Annotated in this window: 3 protein-coding genes; all 3 read left to right on the top strand. The window is 33.9% G+C overall.

The genetic code is table 11. From position 1 onward, the window contains the following. Positions 1-207: 207 nt before the first annotated feature. The 3 genes from V7097_RS25920 to V7097_RS25910 all read left to right on the top strand — a co-directional run bounded on the left by V7097_RS25920 (position 208) and on the right by V7097_RS25910 (position 1479). The gene (locus V7097_RS25920; RefSeq protein WP_335706516.1) at positions 208-1089 is read left to right on the top strand and encodes a LysR family transcriptional regulator; all 882 of its coding nucleotides are present in this window, start codon (positions 208-210) and stop codon (positions 1087-1089) included. Positions 1090-1180: 91 nt separating this feature from the next. Further along, positions 1181-1324, top strand: coding sequence for a hypothetical protein (locus V7097_RS25915; RefSeq protein ID WP_335706515.1), 144 nt, complete (start codon positions 1181-1183; stop codon positions 1322-1324). Then, positions 1324-1479, top strand: coding sequence for a hypothetical protein (locus V7097_RS25910; RefSeq protein ID WP_335706514.1), 156 nt, complete (start codon positions 1324-1326; stop codon positions 1477-1479). Before V7097_RS25915 ends, V7097_RS25910 begins: the two co-directional genes overlap by 1 nt. Positions 1480-1519: the final 40 nt, after the last annotated feature.

The raw sequence follows: 1519 nt of genomic DNA, 5'->3' as shown, positions 1-1519 counted from the left end.
AAAATGAATATAAATTATAAAACCTATGCATTTTATCTATAATAGATAAATACAAAGACTGCCCAAGCTTATTTAGCAGCGATGGATAATCGAAGTTATCCGAAAATAACATTTGCTTATAAAATTAAGTGTACACCCAGAGTAAGTATAGTTAAAATGAATAAAATAGATAATAATTATGAAAGAAATCTATAAAGGGGCTAAACAATGGATACGAAGCAATTGTACTATTTTATTGAAGTAGCAAAACAAAAAAGCTTTACAGGAGCAGCTCAAGCCCTGTGCTTATCACAACCAACAATTAGCAAAATGGTAAGAAATCTTGAAGATGAGTTGAAAGTTGAACTAATTGATCGGTCAGCGAAAAAAATAGAGTTAACAGTCGCAGGAGAAATTGTATTTGAGGAAGGAAAAAAGATTTTAGAGAAGATTGATGATTTATCTTCGCTCTTAAACGACATGATGAATTTGAAAAAAGGAAAGCTAAAAATAGGGGTTCCTCCTCTGATTGGATTTTTATTTTTCCCGAAAATCATAAAAGGATTTCGCGATGTATATCCCGATATTTCGATACAATTAATTGAAAATAGTGCACTAAAAATAAAGGAAGCGGTAAAAGAGGGAATACTTGATTTAGGTGTAACTGCATTACCTGTAGAGGAAGATGAATTTGATGTTATGACTATTGTAGAGGAGGAGATGATGTTATTTGTTCATTCTTCTCATCCACTTGCTCGTAGAGAGAAGGTTTCCTTAGTAGACATAAAAGAAGAAGCATTTGTCCATTTTCAAGATGATTCTACTCTCTATCAGCAAGTCCTGCAGGAGTGTATAAAAGCAGGGTTTCGTCCCAATGTTACATACCAAAGTACCTATTGGGATTTTATCACAGAGATGGTGAAGCTGAATCTTGGCGTCTCAATTTTCCCTCAATCCCTTGCAAAAAGAGTAGATTCTAGTCTCATTAAAGCTATTCCTATCGTTAATCCCACCATTACCTGGAAGTTAGGGGTTATTTTAAAGAAGAATAAGTATGTTTCATATGCAGCAAAAGAAATGGTTTCATATATTTGTTCCTCAAAAATATGAAACATAACACCTATTTTTTAATAAAATAGGAGGGAAGCTCAAAAAGCTAGTTTCAACAAAAGATGTAGTTTGAAATGGCAGGGGACCTAAATTGTATCTGACTTATATCAATTATTTGCATCAAAACCGTTTGCGATCAATATTTGCTGAAATTCTTGGGGCAGCGGCAGAAATAAGCAATTCAAGGGAAAAAACCGATACACTTTTAGCCTATATTAATGGAGCAACTTCATGATGAAAAAGGCTTCCTTTGCCGTTGGCAATGACGCTGAAAAAATCGACATTCGTTCAAACTACCTTTTGCGATTTCCTGTATTAATGGTGTACTGCCTTGATAAAATGATGCTGGAACAGCTTGTGTTTGACCGAATGTTGTTGTTTGTTTTGTAAGCATGAAGAGCATTTTGAGTAAAAACCATGTTCAAAAAGT

The organism is Bacillus sp. JJ1562 (assembly GCF_036962705.1).
Lineage (GTDB): Bacteria > Bacillota > Bacilli > Bacillales > Bacillaceae_L > Ferdinandcohnia.
Note: the sequence above shows the minus strand (reverse complement) of the source record. Positions and strands in the feature narration are given on the sequence as shown.